Here is an 18041-nt window from a genome sequence, read left to right as displayed (position 1 = left end):
CAGGTACGACTAACAGCCGTAGCAAGGCCAAATTAGGGCTCAGATCCGTTAAAGGTAGAACAGTTTGTCTGTTTTCACGGTTGAGCGGTCTAATCGGGTCGAACGGCTTCAATATAAAGTGAGTCGGGTTTATAGATGGAGCCGTCGGGTTCGGTGTCCAGGTTAAAACTAGACCAGTCCGGAATGTAGCTTTCATCGGCGGTGCGCTGCTGGATTTGGGTAAAGCCGCAGTGCTGCAATAGACAGGCGAGGGAATAGCGATCGTACATCCATTGGTGAACTTCGCCGCTTTGGCGAAAGCGACCAATTTACTCAATCTGGTAGGCGATTAGGCTCAAGGCAAGAAAATTCAATTAGAGCATTCCAGCGGTTTCTCCAAATACCATTAACTATTTCGGTCAGCGAAACCATCTGATTCAATTTATCCTCTCCTTCCAGAAAAGCTTTGATCTTCCCCCCACCTGTATAGTCAATTGCAATATAGGGAACACCAAGGGTTTCAGCAAACAGCGCTGAATGGAAACGCATGCAAATATTGAGCCTAGCATGATGCATGCTTTGAAGAATTTCCAGTGGCGATATGGGAGTCCGCCCCTCTTTCCCAACCTCCTCCATCTTTCCTAAACACTTCTTCTGAAACTGGGCATCCCCTACCGCCAATACCTCATCTACTACCAAAATCTCTGGTTCCAAATGCGCCGCCACCGCAAACGCCAACCGCACATACGTCCCACTCGAATACCGCTTCACCGGCGTATCTAAACACTTCTCAACCTCCGCAAACGCCACAATCTCATCAAACTTTCGTTTGATCTCCACCTTGCTCATTCCCAGAACAGCCCCATTGAGAAAAATATTCTCCCGCCCCGTCAGCTCCGGGTGAAATCCTGTCCCCAGGGCAGCGGCGTCAACGACCTCAGAGCCAGCGATATACCCAACTGGCTCACATTCACTTGATCGAGGATTGATCGGGGATTAATAGACTCCCATCGGAGCCTTGACCAGGGATTCCACTCGGTCTCGATGCGCCTGCGGATCCGTCCATCCAGACTCAGATTGGGGGGCGATCGCCACCAGCCGCACCGCGCAAGCCTTCAGTTCCGGCTCCAGGGAAATCGGACAGGCCTCCGGGTGCGTCAGGGCATTCACCTCCGCCCCGTCCGCCCAGAGAAACCCCCAATGCATGGGCATAAAGACTGTCCCCGGCGCGATCGCCGGGGTCACCTTCACCGCCAACCGGGCTCGCCCGCGCGGAGAAATCACCTCCACCCAGCCCTCTGGGCTAAGGCCAATTTTCTCAGCATCCTTTGGATGCACCTCTAGGAAGGGCTTCGGATGCATTTCTGCGGTTTTGGGTATTCGACCAGTGCGGCTTTGGGTATGCCAATGGCCGTAGAGCCGTCCCGTGGTGAGTACGAAGGGATAATCCGGGTTGGGGGGTTCGGCCAATCCCTTGGCATGAAACGCCGCGAATCTCGCTCGCTTATCCGGGGTGGCAAACTCCAGGGATTCATAGAGACGACGCGGCTGCCGCACCTCTGGGGGAGAACTGGGGGATTCCTCCCCCGTCTCGTCGCGCAGAGAGGGGACAGCGGCGGATGGGGCTGGAAAGGGCCATTGCACCGGCCCAAGTTCTGCTAAGCGCCCGTGACTGAGCCCCGTCATGTCGCAGAGGCGATCGCGGGTGAGGCTCACAAACTCATCGTAGACCTCAGCGGCACTTTGGGCCGCAAATTGAGAGGTAAAGCCGAGGCGTCGGCCCACCTCCGCAAAAATTTCCCAGTCCGCCCTGGCTTCTCCCACCGGCGGTCGAAAGGCCTGACAAAGGGTCACCACCCGCTCGGAGTTGGTCATGGTGCCGGTTTTTTCCCCAAACTGAGCTGCGGGTAGCAGCACATGGGCATAGGCCGCTGTCTCCGTGGGGTAGTAGGCATCTTGGCAAATAGTAAACGGAGACTTCAACAGCGCAGCCTTGGTTCGCTCTAAATCTGGCATACTCACGGCGGGATTGGTGGCTGCCACCCAAAACAGGCCCACCTGACCTTGCTCTAATCCCTCGATCATTTCCCAGGCGCTCAGGCCAGGCTGATCCGCAATGCTGCCCGGGGGCACTTGCCACACCTGCTCCACCGCCGATCGATGCTCTGGATTTTTGACCAGGCGGTACCCCGGCAGAATGTGGGCCAGCCCTCCGGCCTCTCGCCCCCCCATGGCATTGGGTTGCCCGGTTAGGGAAAAGGGACCCGCCCCTGGCTTCCCGATGTTGCCCGTCATCAGATGCAAGTTGATGATTGTCCGTACCTTGGCCGTTCCCTCACTGGACTGATTGACGCCCATTGACCACAGAGAAAGCACCCGCTCCGACTTGCCCCAGTAGCGGGCTGCCTGTTCTAACTCATCCAGGCGAATTCCGCATTCGCGCGCCACCAATTCAGGGGGATAGTGCTCAATCACCGCAGAATATTCGGGAAAGCCCTGGGTACATTCATCCACAAATAGGCCATCGTACATCCCCCAGCGCATCAGCAAATGCGCAATGCCATTGAGCAGATGCATATCGGTGCCTGGCCGAATTGCCAGGTGCAAATCCGCCGCCGCCGCCGTTGGAGTTCGGCGGGGATCGACCACAATCATTTTGACTTTGCGATTGCCCTTGTGGTGTTTCCGCAATCGGTTAAACACAATGGGATGGCACTCCGCCGTGTTTGTCCCAATTAAAAAGGCGCAGTCGGTTTGCTCTAAATCGTCATAGCAGGTTGGAGGGCCATCGGAGCCAAAGCTTTGAATATAGCCCGCCACCGCTGAGGACATGCACAGCCGCGAATTTGCGTCAAAGTTATTGGTGCCAATGCATCCCTTGAGCAGCTTTTGGGCAGTGTAATAATCTTCCGTTTGAAACTGCCCCGATCCATACATACAAATCGCCTCGGGACCCTGGGTCAGTTGAACCGTTTTAATTTGGGTCACGATCCGCTCCAGGGCTTCCTCCCAGGAAACCTGGCGAAACGGTTCATCCAAGCGATCGCGCATCATGGGATGCAAGAGGCGATCCTTATCTAGGGAAGACGCAATCGTGGCCCCCTTCACGCAAACTTGCCCCTTACTCGAAGGATGATCGCGATCGCCTCGAACTCTCCACAGGAGATTTCCTTGATCATCACGACTGGTCGTTTTTCCTGGTAGGGCTGGGGGGAGAACCTCCAGACCGCAGCCCACACCACAGTAAGGACACAATGTTTTTACTGGAGCAGTCATAACTCAATGGCACCTGTACGAGTGAAAAAGAGAAGCCAGGCTAAGCGAATCACAACTTAACCTGGCGCAAACCGGCATCGAAGCTTACTGCAGGACTAGTAATTGCTGGTTGCGGCAACCGAGGGTGGCGTTTCTTCCCCTTCGTGGGCCTCCGCAAAGGAACCCTTCGGCTCTTCCAAGATAAAGAAACAGAGGAAAGCGACGATCAGGGCTGCAACCCCCAGAACCTGGAAAAAAATGACATTGCTGCGATTGATAATCTCCGGGGCCACATCTTTTCCCGTGGCCCCCAACCATTCCGGAAGCAGGCTGAGAATCGTCAGGTAAGCCACTGCCCCCACATTGCCGTAAGCCCCCACATTACCGGCAATCTGACCAGTCACGCGTCGCTTAATGAGGGGCACGATGGCGAAGGTGGATCCTTCCCCAGCCTGTACAAAGAACGAGCAGGTCATGGTCATCACAACGGCGAGGGCAATGATCACGCCTCCCCCAAGGTTCAGGGTCTCCTTCAGGGTGGGAATGCTGCTCATGACCAGATAGCCAATGCCCATGAACAGGGTCAAAAATCCCATGGTGGCTCGACGACTGCCCAGCTTGTCGGAGATGAGTCCGCCGCCGGGACGCGCCACCAGGTTCACAAAGGCATAGCTCGCGCCAAGAAATCCCGCCAGGGCTTTGCTAATTCCAAAGGTGCCTTCAAAGAAGGCAGGCAACATGGACACCACCGCGAGTTCAGACCCAAAGTTTACAATGTAGGTCAGCTCTAAAATGGCAACCTGCTTAAACTTGTAGCGATCCTCAGGTGAGTAGCGTTTCTGACCGGTCAGCAGATCCTTGTTGACGGTGTAAGCATTGTAGGTCTGGAACAGGTACAGCCCCACCAGCGCGATCCATACGATAACCATGGCAGTGGTGCTCAGGAAATTCACCTTCTGCAGCCGCCAGACCAGCACCATTAAGATCCCGGTCAGGGGCAGATTCATGAGCACCAGCAGCCAGAAGTCCTTCACCGAGGTTACCTCTAATCCACGGGCACTCTGGGGACGCTGATAGACTTTGCCCGGTGGGGTATCGCTGACGTTTTTGTAGTAGATGACTCCATAAATGGCCGCCACAATACCCGTTAAGGCGATGGCCGCTCGCCAATTCAAGGCCCCGGCGGTCGCGGCCTCAACCGAACCAGGGAAAAAGCTGAGGGTACCGGCAACAATCACCAGCGTCAGGGCAGAAAACGCAGAACCAAAGTTCCCCCATCCGCCATAAATGCCCTCTGCTAAACCAATTTCCTTGGGCGGAAACCACTCAGCCGTCATTCGAATCCCAATGACAAAGCCTGCTCCCACAATCCCCATCAACAGTCGGCCCACCACGAGCTGATTAAAGTCATTGGCCGTGGCAAAAATTAAGCAGGGAATGGCAGCATACACCAGCAGTACTGAGTAGGTCAGGCGCGGACCATACTTATCCAGCAGCATACCAATAATAATTCGAGCCGGAACCGTTAAGGCCACATTACAGAGGGCCAGGGTGCCCATCTCGGCGGGACCCAGGTTGAATTCTTCCTTAACGGTGGTTGCCAGAGGTGGCAGGTTAAACCAAACCACGAAGGACAGGAAGAAGGCAAACCAGGTCATGTGCAAAATCTTGTAGCGGCCCTTAAAGGACCACATTTCACCCAGCATTCGTGATCTCTCCTGAATAAAAAAGTAATGAAAAGTATGGACCCTAAGGCCCAACCTTGTGACTGAACAGGGACAGAGGCTTGATCCCTAACAATGGCTATAAATCAATGGTGACCGCCCCTTGCGGTTTGGCGATACAGCCCAGAACAACCCCCCGACCTTGTTCGTCCTCCTCTAGGCCCTCTGGATCACCGTCGTAGGCAATGTCACCCTCTAACAAATGGACCTTACAAGTCCCACAGGATCCAGATCGACAGCTGCTTTCGAGGTCTATCCCCGCACTTTCCGCGATTTCCAACAGGGAAAGGCTAGAATTACCTTCAATATCCTTCCCACTTCGATTAAATCGGACAACGACCGGGGTTGCTGGAGGATTGGCTACCGCTTCCGGGATGGGGGGCATTGCCGTTGCCGCGAAGTCGGTCACCGGTTCCAGGATAATGGTTTGGTCAAGCTGACCGTTGAGATGGGCGCCATTGAATTGGGTTCGCTGGCGATCGAGATTGTGGCAGGCGGGATCAAAGCCAGACTCCACCTTGGCCACTGCCCCAAAGTTCTGAATCAAGATGGATCGCAGGACCTCCTTCAGCTCATCGCAGGGAATCGCCTTCTGCACGCAGGTGCCCAGGTGGGCATCTTTACCCACCGTGCCCCCCATGAACAGATCCACCGCCTCTACGGTTTGTCCATCCTTGCGGGCCTTGGTTCCCATCAGACCAATGTCAGCAACCTGGGGCTGGCCGCAGGAGTTGGGGCAGCCGGTCCAGTGGATGCGCACGGGCTTGCTGACCTGCAGTTCCGCGGCCAGCTCATTGATGAGGGCCACCGCTCGGTTTTTCGTTTCAATCAGGGCAAAGTTACAAAACTGATTGCCCGTACAGGAAACAACAGCCCGAGTCAGCGGTTCTGGATTGACGGAAAAAACCTGCAAGATGGGTTCGGCTAGCAGTGCCGGGAGGCGAGAATCTGGAACGTTAGGAAGGATTAAGTTCTGCTCAACGGTCAGGCGTAACTCCCCGCTGCCGTAAACATCGGCGATGCGGGCTAGCTCCAGCATCTCTCCAGAAAACAAACGTCCCACTGGGACATGGAGCCCCACGTAGTTCAACCCCGGCTGCTTCTGGGCATGAATGCCAATGTGATCGCGCTTTTCCCAGAGGATTTCGTCCTGAGGCGCCGCTCGCTCCAGGGTTTTCCCCATCTGGTTGGCCACGGCGCTGCGAAACTTCTCGACGCCCCATTCCTCAATCAACCACATGAGCCGCGTTTTTTGGCGCACGCCCCGAGATCCGTGATCCCGGAAGAGGACTAAAATCGCTTCGCATAGGCCCACCACCTCATCGGGTTGCACCCACACGTCTAAGGGAATGGCCGCGGCGCAGCGTTGGGCCGAAAAGAACCCGCCCACCAGCACGTTAAATCCGAGATTTTCGTCTTTATAGGCGGGAACGAAGGCAATATCGTTGATTTCTGCATGGACAGAATTGTCACGGCAGCCTGCGATCGCAATATTAAACTTCCGGGGCAGGTTGGTAAACGCGGGATTTCCCTGACTATTATTCGTAATCATGTCCTGCACTTTCTGCACCAGTCCGCGGGTGTCGATCAACTCATCGGCATCCAAGCCCGCCACCGGCGACGCGGTAATGTTGCGAACATTGTCCATTCCCGATTGAATGCTGGTTAACCCGTGCTGATGCATCCGGTCGAGAATACTCGGGATGTCTTCAATGCGAATGCCGCGCAGCTGAAGATTTTGCCGAGTCGTAATGTCGGCGTTGCCATCATCTCCGTAGCGCTGCACAATTTCTCCGAGCACTCGCATCTGTCCGCTGGTGATCACGCCGCTGGGCATGCGCAAGCGGAGCATGAACTTCCCTGGCGTGACCGGACGAAAGAAAATACCGAGCCACTTTAGACGCACGTCCCGGTCATCTTTGTCAATGGCTTCCCAGCCCCTGTTGGCAAAATCGATTAGTTCCGACTGCACTGCTAGCCCATCTTTTTGGGCCTTTAGCTTCTCAAATTTATTCAGTTTTGCCTTTGCCTCGACGGTTGCATTGCTCACAGGCAGAACCTCATCAGTGAATCTAAGCCTTCAATCCCGATGCTGGTTGCTTATCCTTAAGACGCTGAAGAACCATGGAGATAACAACGCCGAAGGGCTTCATACAGACGCAACATTCGAGTGAGGCTATTTTGCGATTGCCTCCGAAATATTTTCGTAGCTTCTGTTACAAAACTATAGCTGTCTTTACATTTTCTGCATTGACCGATGTAGAAATCGCATAAAATCTCAAGGATGCTTCCCATGATGCAGACTGCGTTCAGGGGGGTGCATCTTGGTTTAGAGTCCGAATAGGCGACCCCTGACCTGCCCGAGGAGATCCTTAACCTATGCCCACCTCGATGATTGAGTCTCTGTCCCACGGGGATTTCAACGCACGCTGGACTGCGATGAAAGAGCTGAAGCGCTCGGTGGATGAGGTTCTACCCCAGCTCATTGATCTGCTGAGGCAATGCCCGGAAGATTTTGAATTGCAAATTTTTATTGCGCAAATTCTTGGGGAGTCTCAGCATCCCGATGCTATTTTGGCCCTAGTGACCCTGCTCCACGAGAGTTCCAATGAAGAAGTTCAGGACGTGGTGGCCCTCTCCCTGAGTCAGCTTGGGGTGGCAGCTATCGAGATTTTGATGCAGGGGCGAAGTCAGCCCGCACTGCATCTACCCATTGTGCGAGGCCTGGCGCAACTGTCTCATCCAGACACGATTCCTGCCCTAAGGGAATTTTGTCATCAGCCTCAGCCCCAGGTGCGGGCCGTCGCGTTGGAGGCGCTTGGGCGTTTCCACTCCCCCGAGGTGACCGACCTCTTGATCCAGGCGATCAGCGATCTCGACCCTCAGGTGCGAAGCGTTGCTGTGCAGGCCCTGGGTCTGCGCATGGAATCCGAAATCTCGCTGCCGCTGTTGGACGCTCTCATTCCCTGCCTTTACGATCTCAACGTTGCCGTGGTGATTCAGGCTATTCAAGCCTTAGGACGATTTCATCAGTTCCGGGCGATCGCTAGTTTGTGGGATCGCTACCGGGTTGAGCCCCATCCGACCCGCCTCACCCTTCCCCTGATTCAGGCTCTGGGTTGGTCCAAAACTGAATCTGGAATTGCCCATTTGCTGGAAATTTTAGCGGCTGCCCGTGGGGAAGATCCCCCGCAACTGCAGCAAGAGGCCCGTCCCTATCCCGTAGAGCAAGTGGAAGTGCTGGTGCAAACCTTGTCCCAGATGAACGACACGCCCCAGGCTGCTGCTGTGGTGCAGGGGCTTGTGCGGGCCCTCCACAGTTCCCAGGCTCCCTGGGATCAGATCCAGGTGAAAAAGTCTCTGGTCATGGCGATCGCTCAATTTCAGCAGCCGATGGCCATTGCGCCTCTCATTCACTGTCTGGCCATAGCCGATGACGGCTTGCGATTCCATATCGTGGCGGCCCTGAAGCACATTGATCCCCCCCGCAGTCAGCGGGCTCTTCAGGAATTAGCAGAGTCTCGAAATCCGGAACTTAGAACCGGGATTGCAATGGCTTTGAGGGAGTGGTGAATCGGGTTCTCCAGCCGCCTTTGAGACCAGGATATTGTCCCTAGATCCTTGAGAACTGGTGCTCCCAGGATCAGGCCCACGCCTAGAACCTCAGAGGCGAGACACAAAACTCGGTACAGCACCACGGCTGACAGCAGCACCCCTGGAGTGGCCAGATCCTGGAGTACCTCAATGGCCGCAGACTCAAACACCCCGATGCCGCCGGGGGCAGGCAGAACGATACTCAATAACCAGGCTAGGCTAAAGCCGCTGATGCAGCTGGGCATAGCCTCCCAGTCCATGGGATGCAGCGCTTGCAGCGTCAAGTAAAAGGCAATGCCCCGCAGGAGCATAAACACCGATCCCCCGGCAATTTCGCGCAGGGGGTAGTGCCGGGTTTGCAGCGGCGCACTCACGGGAATTCGCGTGTTTGCCTTTGCCCATTGAATCAGGCGAAAGAGCTGGTGGATGCCCCAGGGATGTAAAAGACCCAGACAAAACAGCAAGCTGAGACTTTGTAATCCCGGAAAGCGCAAGCAGAGTAGGGAAATCACCAGGCCTCCGGCAATCATAAACAGAGGCTCTAGAATGACGCTCAGGCCCACCTTATCCAGAGAGACGCCATGCTCGCGGGCGGAGTGAACCCGTCCCACCAGATGCCAAACATTGCCGGGAACATAGCGTGCCAGGGTGGTTTTGAAAAAGGTGGTAAAACTCCAGGAGAGGGGGATCGCTTGATCCAGCCGCCCCAGAATCCAGTGCCACAGCGTTGCCGCCACCGCCTCAGACCCCAGGAGTAAGGCGATGGCCCCCAAGAGGAAAAAACTCGCGTGGGGCTGAAAGGCTAAATGGCGAAGTTCCTGACCATGGCTCAAGGCTGTCTTACCCAAGAAAACAAGGGTCAGGCAAGCAATCGCCAGCTTCAGCGATCGCGTCCAGAGGGCTGGAACGGTTGGGGACATCATAGGGCGGTATAGCAAAGAATGACAGCCTGGGACAGTCAAGGATCGGTCCTGGAAATGATCCATGGAACGACCCAGAGAGTTCCTTGTGAGATCATCCTGGCAAAGAAGGGACAGCATGAAGTTGATATGGATCATAAAAAAAGCGCCACAACGATCACTCCGGCCCTATCGCAGTTTTGTGATTGGCACAGAAGTCACCCAATCACCAGTAACTGGGTTACTTCGCGGAAGGCCACAAGGAGCGGTAGAATGATTTACATTTCTGAAAGAGCGCAGACTCTATAGGGGTGGGTGAGGGTGGCCACTGCTCGTACGCCCCATCGAACCAAATTGTGACGAGCCTATTAGACGAGAAGTCCTATGAAAATTGTTGTACTCGGTGGTGATGGCTTTTGTGGTTGGCCAACCACCTTGCACTTATCCCAACTGGGCCATGACGTGGTCATCGTCGATAATCTCTCACGTCGCAATATCGACAATGAACTGGGCACGAATTCCCTGACGCCGATTCAGCCGATTGCGACCCGTTTGGCCGCTTGGACGGAGGTCACCGGCAAGTCTATCCAGTTCTACAACTTTGATATTGCCCAGGAATACGATCGGCTCCTGAATTTGTTCTGTACCTATCGTCCGGATGTGGTGGTTCACTTTGCCGAGCAGCGGGCCGCGCCCTACTCGATGAAGTCGGCGCGCCAGAAACGCTACACCGTCGATAACAACTTAAATGCCACCCACAACGTTCTGTGTGCCATTGTGGAATCGGGCGTTGACATTCACGTGGTGCATTTAGGAACCATGGGGGTCTACGGCTATGGCACTGCCGGCATGAAAATTCCTGAGGGCTACCTGGATATTCAGGTGGTTACCGATACCGGGGAGGTGATCGAAAAGCAAATCCTGCATCCCGCCGACCCAGGCAGCGTCTACCATATGACCAAAACCCAGGATCAGCTTTTTTTCTATTACTACAATAAAAACGATAAGGTGCGTGTTACGGACCTGCACCAGGGTGTGGTCTGGGGCACCAATACCGATCAAACCAAGCTGGATGAGCGCCTGATCAACCGCTTTGACTACGATGGCGATTACGGAACCGTGCTCAATCGCTTTTTGATGCAGGCGGCCATTGGCTATCCCCTCACGGTGCATGGGACCGGTGGCCAAACCCGTGCCTTTATCCACATCCAGGACACGGTGCGCTGTATTCAGCTAGCGATTGAAAATCCGCCCCAAAGTGGCGATCGCGTTAAAATCCTGAATCAGATGACCGAGACGCACCGGGTGCGGGATCTAGCGCAGCTGGTGGCCAAAATTGCCGGAGCTGAAATTCAGCATCTGGAGAACCCGCGCATTGAGGCCAAGGAGAATGAGCTGTTCGTAGAAAATCAGTGCTTTTTGGACATGGGACTGCAGCCCACCAAGCTGGATGTGGGCCTGATGAAGGAAGTAACGGAAATTGCCGCTAAATACAAAGATCGCTGCGATCGCTCCAAAATTCTTTGTACCTCCAAATGGCGCAAGTCCTGAGGACCCTTGACAAGAGGATAGAACACTATGCCGCCGCGCTGGCCTCGAAAGCCCGATCGAAACGACCCGGAATATCGCAAGCTAGATGACCGCATGACCTTTGCGGTCCATGTGGCCCTGTATCTAGCGGTGAACTCTGGGCTGTGGTTCTTTTATTTGATAGAGGTCCTGCCCTGGCCCTGGATTTCGACGTTTTCTCTGGTCTGGGCTATTCTCCTTTGCACCCACGCCATCTTTATCTTTACGATTGCCAAGTATGAGCAGTCCTAGCCGTGGCGGGCAATTCGCCGTGGCGGGCAACGGGAACAACAGGTTTTTCACCCAAGGAGTAGACCATGGCCAGAGGCATGACATCTCGAGATATTGAGGAACTAGCGGCGGATATTGGCCGCGATGTCTACATTGACGTGGCTAAGTGGCATCTTTATCTTGCCGATGCCCATTTGCACACTGTTTTGGCTGAACAATTTGCGCCCTATCTTGAGGCTGGTGAGGTCACCGAACCGCTGCTCCAGCGGATTTTAGCGGAGCATCAGGTCGCCGTGGGTGGAGGGAAACGGCAGATCCCCCTCACCGATTTGCTGCCGGTGCAATCTCAAGTGGCCCTCATGGACATCCTAGAAGAGTACCAACAGGGTTAAGTTCTCCGTCGACCTCGCCCAGGGGAGGTTAACGGGTTCCTCGTCCCCTGTTTCATAGGGCCTATTCATCCGGTGACTCGCAAGCACATCCCCCCCTACCGTCGCGAAACACGCAAGGGCAAAGTGGTCTATGTTCCGCAGCAGGATACTCGCCCCTCTTCCCCCAGTCGGACGCTGCCATCGCGTTCGCGCCGCGGGCTGGGGATGGTCCTGCAAGGTTTCCTATACCGCTGGTTGTTTTGGGCCTTCTGGTCCGGGGTCCTTACCCTCACCCTGGGGGTGATCTGGTTTAGCTGGCAAATGCTCGTTAATCCAGATGTGCTTTTCTGGTCCAGCCAGTTTGTGCCCCTGCACCCGCGCCAGTCGGTGAACCCTCTGGACCAGCCCAGAACCTTGCCCCAAATTCTCACCCGCCTGGAGCAGACCCACCAATTTCCGGGCCAGCCCATTGCCCTGGAATCTGAATTTAGCTTTCGGCCAGGATGGGGGGCCGAGCGAACGGTGGTCATTCCCGTCTATCAGCAGGGGCCTCAGAAAAGCTGTCGGACGGCCTGTGCTCCCTTGGTGCGCCTTGACTTGTATCGCACCCTCGATTTGCCGGCCCCGATTCGGCTGCTGCAACGCCAGCGTCGCTTTCGACCCCTACAGCGGATTGGGGTGGCTGGGCCGACCGAACTCGATCTAGAGCAGCTGATTCAGCAAATTTCTCGCAGCGGTGTGGCGCAGGGGGTTGACCGATCCTTGCCCCTCACCACTGTGGTGCCCATGGAGAAGAGCGGCTGGCTGCGGTTGTCGGGGTATAAGGCCAAGGGAAATGGAACCGCGGCCTACGGACAACTGCTGTACTTTGACGCCAAGGCAGCCCAACTGGAGTTGATCTTGAACTGGATCAGTCCGGAGGGGCAGTATCCAGAGTGGAAGAATGTCACTGGCGATCGCAATCCGGAGGTGGTGCTGCGGCAATCCGTTGCCCTAGAGCCTGCCTTTGCCCTATACCAGGTCAAGCAGGCTCCTCAAGGAGGGCCTCAACTCCTTGCCGTGGATTTGAACCCCCTCGCCCTCAGCTCCCTTGATTATCGACAGGGGCTGTTGCTGGCCCGAAGTGGTCTTTGGGTCCAGGCCCAGGCAAAATTAGCCGCCGCTCAGGATCGGCTTGGATCCCACTGGCCGGCTGCGGCCCAGGCGCAGCTGGATTTTATTGGACTGCACCGCGCGGAGGCCCAGGCGCAGCTTGAGCAACGCTTTTCCAGTGCCGTAGAGCACATTCAGGCCCACCTGCTCCTGGGATCTTGGGATCAGGCCCAGACTCTGCTTTTCCAGTCTCCTGAAGAGTTTGAGGCCCTCTCCGCCCTCTTGAACTCGGACCAGGGCGAAATTAAGGATCGCATTGAGGCAGCGCTTCAGGTGGATCCAACCAACTCCGGTGCCATTGCCTGGGGGGGAATCTACCACTATGGGCGAGGGGGCAAAGCGGCGGCGCAACGCTGGCTGACAGCCCAGCAGCTTCCTCCGGCTCAGCAACAGCAGATGACAGCGCTGCTCAGTAATCTAGAGAAATTGACCCGTAGCCCTTCTGCAGCAGAGGCGTCCAGTCGCCCCCAGGATCCGCCGCCGCCGACAACTGCTGCGGATCGGGTTCCGGACTCCTCTCCGTCCCCTCCTCCGTTGGACCCCTCAATCTGACCCGATTGCTTGACAGCCCTTGCTTGGGTATTAGACACTTTCTCTTTCCCACCTTTCCCGTACAGCCCTTGCCATGCTCACCCTAAAAGGTCGCGATTTTCTCAAGTTTACGGATCTCTCCCCCGCCGCAGTGCTTGAGCTCCTGCATCTGGCCCAGCAGCTTAAGACGGGACAGATTCGGCCCCAGTGCAATCAAGTCTTGGGGCTGCTGTTTCGCAAAGCCTCCACTCGCACGCGGGTTAGCTTTACCGTTGCCATGCACCGCCTCGGTGGCCAGGTCATTGATCTCAATCCCAGTGCCACCCAGGTTGCTCGCGGGGAACCCATTGAGGATACGGCCAGGGTGCTCGATCGCTATCTAGATGTGCTTGCAATTCGGACCTTTGATCAAGGGGAGGTGGAAACCTTTGCACACTATGCCAAGATTCCGGTTATCAATGCCCTCACGGATCTGGAGCATCCCTGTCAAATTTTGGCTGATTTACTCACCGTGCAGGAAACCTTTGGCACCCTCTCTAGCCTATCGATGACCTATTTGGGTGATGGCAATAATGTCGCCAATTCCCTCCTGCTCGGTTGCGCTTCCGTGGGGATGGATATTGCCGTGGCCTGTCCTCAGGCGTATCGCCCCGACCCGCAAATTGTGGCCCAGGCCGAGGCGATCGCGGCGGGGCGGTCTCGGGTAACGGTCACGGACGACCCTCAGGCTGCAGTCCAAGGTGCCCATATTCTCTACACCGACGTGTGGGCCAGCATGGGTCAGGAAAGCCAGGCCGAGTCGCGCCTGCCGATTTTTGCGCCCTATCAGATTAATCCGTCGCTGCTCAGGCAGGCCCATGACCAGGCCATTGTGCTGCACTGTTTGCCCGCTCACCGCGAAGAGGAAATCACGGCAGAGGTGATCGAGGGACCGCAGTCACGGGTTTGGGATCAAGCTGAAAATCGTCTCCACGCCCAGCAGGCGCTGCTAGCTGCGGTCCTGGGATTGGTCCCCTAACCCTCACCAGGGAGAAGAGGGCGTGCTAAATTGAGGGCAGATTGTCCAGGGGCTGGTCTGCTTGAGTCGTGTCTACCTGGCAGTCTGCCAGCATCTTCGACGTTTCATGGCTTCACCTTCCCCCCAACCGCAGCGCACCTTTTTGGGCAACGTGTCCCAACTGATTCGCAAGCAGGTGCATCGCCGGGCTAATTTTTCTAAATTAGTGCTGCGCACCAACGCCCGCGTGCCCAAGGTTTACATTCAAGAAGGTGAGGGCATTAAGCGGGACTATCCGCTGTTAGGCGATCGCTATTTACTGGGTCGCAGTTCCTCCTCCTGCGACATTGTGATTAAAAATCCAGTGGTTAGCCAGGTCCATGCCTCGATCAGGCGTAACCCCCGTTATCCTAAAGAATTCCTTCTTAAGGACGAAAAATCCACCAACGGCATTTTTTTAAAGCAGCGTCGGATTAAGGAGCTGGAACTGCGTCATCAGGATGTGGTGACCTTTGGCCCTGCGGATTTAGAAAACGCCGTCAAAATTGAGTTTCATGACCCGCCAACCCCACTGGCGCGGCTGTTGAGAACCGGATTTTATGGGGTGACCGCCGTCTCGGCGTTGATTGGGGCTGCCATTGCCTGGGAATGGCAGAATGTGCCTGTGAATCCCTTGCCGGCCTTTCAGCAGGGGCCAGTGATTATCCTGGCTCGGGATGGAACCTCCCTCACCCCTGAGCGATCCAAGGCGCACATTGAGAATAAATCCCTGAACGACTTTTCTCCCAACGTGATCAGTGCCTTGCTCGCCTCCGAAGATAGCCGCTATTATTGGCATCCTGGTGTGGACCCCATTGGGACGGCGCGGGCGCTGATCACCAACCTGCGCGGCGGAGAAATTCGGGAAGGGGGTAGCACCGTCACCCAGCAGTTGGCCCGGAGTATTTACCGTGACTATGTGGGCACGGAGGATTCCATTGGTCGCAAGATTCGCGAAGCCGTTGTGGCGCTTAAACTGGAAACCTTTTACAGTAAGGACTTTCTGTTGCTGCAATATCTCAACAATGTCTATCTTGGCATCTATGCCAACGGTTTTGAGGATGCGGCGCAATTTTACTTTGACAAGTCAGCGCAGGATCTCACCGTCTCGGAGGCGGCCACCCTGGTGGGAATTTTGCCAGCGCCCAATAGCTTTAACCCGGTTCAAGATTATGATGCCGCCATTGAGTACCGCGATCGCGTCATTACCCGCATGGCGCAGCAGGGGCGCATTTCCCGCCAGGAAGCAGCTCGGGCTCGGCGATCGCGTCTGGAAATTAGTCCGCGAGCCAGGCAACAACTGCAGAGCACCCTGGCCCCCTATTACTACAGCTATGTGTTTACGGAGCTGGAGGATCTGCTGGGGCAAGACTTGGTCAATGAGGGGAACTTTATTGTGGAGACGGGGCTAGACCCTCGGGTGCAGCAGTTGGCGGAGGAGTCCCTGCAGCGATCGATCGCCACCGATGGTGCGGCGTTGGGCTTTTCTCAAGGGGCCGTGATTACCCTCAACTTCAAGTCGGGCGAAATTTTAGCCATGGTGGGGGGCGTTGATTTTCAGCAAAGTCAGTTTAACCGAGCCACTCAGGCCCTGAGACAGCCCGGATCCACCTTCAAGCTTTTTGCCTATGCGGCGGCGGTTAACGAGGGGATTTCTCCCGGAAAGTCTTATTCCTGCGCCCCCCTGACCTGGCAGGGATTTACCTATGACGGCTGTCGCACGGGTGCTGCCAGCTTGAACATGTTCCAGGGACTGGCCTTATCTGAAAACGTGCTGGCGCTGCGGGTTGCCCAGGATGTGGGTCTGGATTCCACCGTCGCCATGGCCAAACGCCTTGGAATTGAATCAACCCTGAACCCCGTACCGGGTTTGGTGTTGGGCCAAAGCGAAGTCACGGTTTTGGAGCTGAGCCGTGCCTATGCGGTGGTCGCCAATGGAGGGCGACAAACCCCTGCCCTGGCGATCCGGAAAGTCTTTGACGCCGGGGACTGCACCGACTTCAATCAGGTGTCCACCTGTCGCGTGGTCTTTGATCAATCTCAGGAAGCCGCAAAAAGTTTGCAGGTTCTAGATGCGGGGGTGGCGGCAACGATGACCCAGATGCTGCAAGGGGTTGTGCGAGGGGGCACCGGAGGGGGGGCCGCCATTGGTCTAGATGAGGCGGGCAAAACAGGAACCACAAATGACAGTAAGGACCTGTGGTTTGTGGGCTATGTCCCCAGCCGTAACTTGCTCACCGGAGTGTGGCTGGGCAATGATGACAATGCCGTCACGGTCGGCAGCAGCGGTCAGGCTGCGGCTCTTTGGGGAGACTTGATGCGTCGGGTGGTCAATTAGGCTGCCTGGTCTCCTGGTGCAAACAGGGACTTAATGCCCTTCACCATCCAGCCGCGTGGCACAAAGCGCGAGGCGTTCACCACCACTTGATTGACCCAGCCGCCCGTGACCACGTTGGACGGATCCTGGGTGAGTGCTTTCAAACAGACCGCCACGACTTCCTCGGCGCTGGTCACTTGTTGAGCGCTGCCTTCCAGACGTTTGGGAAAGCCCGCTACCTCCATAAAGTTAGTCTCCGTGGGGCCAGGACAAAGGGCCAGGACCTGAATCCCAGCCTCTTTGTATTCCGCCCATAGGGCTTCACTAAAATTGAGCACGAAGGCCTTGGTGGCCGCATAGACCGATAGGTAAGGCATGGGCTGAAAGGCGGCAATGGAAGCCAGATTAATAATGGTCCCCTGCCCCCTGGCCTGCATCTGGGGCAAAATGCGATGGGTCAGATCCACCAGGGCCCGAATGTTGAGATCGATCATATCGAGCTGCTTCTGACGCTCCGTTTCTCCAAAGGCTCCGTAATCCCCAAAGCCAGCATTGTTAATGAGCAGGTCTATGGCCTGACCCTGGGACTGAAGGGCTTGCTCCAGTTGGTCGAGGGACTCGGGCTTGCATAGATCTAGCCCCAGCACCTGCACCGAGATGCCATCGCGCTGCTGGAAGGTCTCGGCCATAGCCTGCATCTTGTCTGCAGATCGTGCCACGAGGATTAAGTCATTGCCTTGACGGGAGAGTTCCTGGGCGAAGGCTGCGCCAATTCCCGACGAGGCTCCTGTGATGAGTGCCGTTGCCATGGTGAAAAAGATAAACTAAGGGTGGTTCTTTGCAAATCTTAACATTTCTAATGACTGTGAACTGCCCTTCTCCGGGTTCTCCCGCCGCGACCCCGCCGACTTGGTCGATTCAGCTGCTCTACGATGGCGACTGTCCGCTGTGTCTGCGCGAGGTGCGCTTTCTGAAAAGCCGCGATCGCCGGGGTGCCATTGACTTTGTGGATATTGCCTCTCCCCACTACGATCCTCTGCTGCACCAAAACATTTCCTATCACGACGCCATGGGCCGGATTCATGCCATTCTGCCCAGCGGGGAAATTTTGAGAGACGTTGCGGTCTTTCGGCATCTGTATCAGGCAGTGGGATTAGGTTGGGTCTACGCTCTGACTCGCCTTCGAGGGGTGGAGACGCTTGCCAACTGGGTCTATGGAATTTGGGCTCGTCGCCGGCTGGCTTGGACGGGTCGCCCTGACCTGGCCGAACTGGAAGCTCAGCGGCAGTGCCAGACGGGACGCTGTTCTCCCCCAAGCGCCTAATGGTGGCAGACCTAAGAGCCCCCGTTCCTTTCCGGCCCCGTTACTTTCCGCCAAAGTTG

Annotated in this window: 15 protein-coding genes; 8 read left to right on the top strand and 7 right to left on the bottom strand. The window is 56.0% G+C overall.

Annotated elements, in window-relative coordinates; translation table 11 throughout:
* Positions 1-89: 89 nt before the first annotated feature.
* The 5 genes from QQ91_RS11735 to QQ91_RS11710 all read right to left on the bottom strand — a co-directional run bounded on the left by QQ91_RS11735 (position 90) and on the right by QQ91_RS11710 (position 7008).
* Complete coding sequence (locus tag QQ91_RS11735) at positions 90-269, bottom strand: hypothetical protein (protein ID WP_236095876.1); 180 nt, start codon at positions 267-269, stop codon at positions 90-92.
* Positions 270-312: 43 nt separating this feature from the next.
* A complete protein-coding gene (locus QQ91_RS21650; protein WP_349306865.1) occupies positions 313-828 on the bottom strand; it encodes a polysaccharide pyruvyl transferase family protein in 516 nt (171 codons plus the stop codon).
* A 147-nt stretch (positions 829-975) separates the two neighbouring features.
* Positions 976-3255, bottom strand: coding sequence for a molybdopterin oxidoreductase family protein (locus QQ91_RS11720; protein WP_166275292.1), 2280 nt, complete (start codon positions 3253-3255; stop codon positions 976-978).
* Between the two features lie 95 nt (positions 3256-3350).
* The gene (locus QQ91_RS11715) at positions 3351-4940 is read right to left on the bottom strand and encodes an MFS transporter (RefSeq protein WP_166275290.1); all 1590 of its coding nucleotides are present in this window, start codon (positions 4938-4940) and stop codon (positions 3351-3353) included.
* A 97-nt stretch (positions 4941-5037) separates the two neighbouring features.
* Positions 5038-7008, bottom strand: coding sequence for a ferredoxin--nitrite reductase (locus QQ91_RS11710; RefSeq protein WP_166275288.1), 1971 nt, complete (start codon positions 7006-7008; stop codon positions 5038-5040).
* A gap of 329 nt (positions 7009-7337) precedes the next feature.
* Between QQ91_RS11710 and QQ91_RS11705 the strand changes: the two genes are divergently transcribed.
* Complete coding sequence (locus QQ91_RS11705; protein WP_166275286.1) at positions 7338-8531, top strand: HEAT repeat domain-containing protein; 1194 nt, start codon at positions 7338-7340, stop codon at positions 8529-8531.
* Here the strand turns inward: QQ91_RS11705 and QQ91_RS11700 are convergent.
* The gene (locus tag QQ91_RS11700; RefSeq protein WP_166275284.1) at positions 8462-9475 is read right to left on the bottom strand and encodes a putative bifunctional lysylphosphatidylglycerol flippase/synthetase; all 1014 of its coding nucleotides are present in this window, start codon (positions 9473-9475) and stop codon (positions 8462-8464) included. The two genes, QQ91_RS11705 and QQ91_RS11700, sit on opposite strands and share 70 nt — an antisense overlap.
* Positions 9476-9835: 360 nt before the next feature.
* On the opposite strand from QQ91_RS11700, the gene QQ91_RS11695 reads away from it, so the two are divergent.
* The 6 genes from QQ91_RS11695 (at position 9836) to QQ91_RS11670 (ending at position 16679) form a co-directional block, all read left to right on the top strand.
* The gene (locus QQ91_RS11695) at positions 9836-11002 is read left to right on the top strand and encodes an NAD-dependent epimerase/dehydratase family protein (RefSeq protein ID WP_166275282.1); all 1167 of its coding nucleotides are present in this window, start codon (positions 9836-9838) and stop codon (positions 11000-11002) included.
* 27 nt (positions 11003-11029) lie between these two features.
* A complete protein-coding gene (locus tag QQ91_RS11690; RefSeq protein WP_166275280.1) occupies positions 11030-11272 on the top strand; it encodes a 2TM domain-containing protein in 243 nt (80 codons plus the stop codon).
* A 77-nt stretch (positions 11273-11349) separates the two neighbouring features.
* Positions 11350-11643 carry a DUF3181 family protein gene (locus QQ91_RS11685; RefSeq protein ID WP_236095875.1) on the top strand — a complete coding sequence of 98 codons (294 nt, stop codon included), beginning with the start codon at positions 11350-11352 and terminating at the stop codon, positions 11641-11643.
* 72 nt (positions 11644-11715) lie between these two features.
* Positions 11716-13326 carry a hypothetical protein gene (locus QQ91_RS11680; RefSeq protein ID WP_166275276.1) on the top strand — a complete coding sequence of 537 codons (1611 nt, stop codon included), beginning with the start codon at positions 11716-11718 and terminating at the stop codon, positions 13324-13326.
* 73 nt (positions 13327-13399) lie between these two features.
* Positions 13400-14323, top strand: coding sequence for an ornithine carbamoyltransferase (argF, locus tag QQ91_RS11675; protein ID WP_166275274.1), 924 nt, complete (start codon positions 13400-13402; stop codon positions 14321-14323).
* Positions 14324-14429: 106 nt separating this feature from the next.
* The gene (locus QQ91_RS11670; protein ID WP_166275272.1) at positions 14430-16679 is read left to right on the top strand and encodes a transglycosylase domain-containing protein; all 2250 of its coding nucleotides are present in this window, start codon (positions 14430-14432) and stop codon (positions 16677-16679) included.
* Here QQ91_RS11670 and QQ91_RS11665 read toward each other — a convergent pair.
* The gene (locus QQ91_RS11665) at positions 16676-17467 is read right to left on the bottom strand and encodes an SDR family NAD(P)-dependent oxidoreductase (protein ID WP_166275270.1); all 792 of its coding nucleotides are present in this window, start codon (positions 17465-17467) and stop codon (positions 16676-16678) included. The two genes, QQ91_RS11670 and QQ91_RS11665, sit on opposite strands and share 4 nt — an antisense overlap.
* Positions 17468-17517: 50 nt before the next feature.
* Between QQ91_RS11665 and QQ91_RS11660 the strand changes: the two genes are divergently transcribed.
* Complete coding sequence (locus QQ91_RS11660) at positions 17518-17982, top strand: thiol-disulfide oxidoreductase DCC family protein (RefSeq protein WP_166275268.1); 465 nt, start codon at positions 17518-17520, stop codon at positions 17980-17982.
* Positions 17983-18041: the final 59 nt, after the last annotated feature.

Source organism: Lyngbya confervoides BDU141951, assembly GCF_000817775.3.
Taxonomy (GTDB): Bacteria; Cyanobacteriota; Cyanobacteriia; order Thermosynechococcales; family Thermosynechococcaceae; genus Lyngbya; species Lyngbya confervoides.
The sequence above is the reverse complement of the archived record's forward strand: the minus strand, read 5'-3'. Positions and strand labels throughout refer to the sequence as shown.